This window comes from Shewanella sp. 1180_01 (assembly GCF_052850535.1).
In genome coordinates this window covers 1-319 of record NZ_VXCT01000210.1, presented here as the reverse complement: position 1 = coordinate 319, position 319 = coordinate 1, and the positions used below count along the sequence as shown (strand labels likewise).

Annotated in this window: 1 protein-coding gene; it reads right to left on the bottom strand. The window is 46.1% G+C overall.

Going from position 1 to position 319, the window contains the following annotated elements; translation table 11 throughout:
- On the bottom strand, positions 1-319 hold a 319-nt coding region (locus FW758_RS24895; RefSeq protein ID WP_446446858.1), incomplete at both ends, for a DDE-type integrase/transposase/recombinase.

Below are 319 nucleotides of genomic sequence, written 5' to 3'. Positions count from 1 at the left end.
TGCTGAGCAGTATTGTAAGCCTCTGTCTGAGTGATGCACCGCGTTGCCGATATAGCGTTTATCTTTTATGGCCATTTTTAACGCTTTCACCACACTCTCGGCTTTCATGTCTTTACTCACGTGATGACCGACTATCTTACGCGAACTCGCATCGGTGACCAGTGACAGGTAGTGCACACCTTGGTCTGACTCAAGATAGGTGATATCGCTGACCAGTACATGCTCTGCATCATGCAGTCCTTCCTCTTTCAGCAAATTAGGATGCTTCTTCATCCAGTGTTTGCTGAACGTGGTTTTTGTGTAGCTTTTCTTCGGTTTA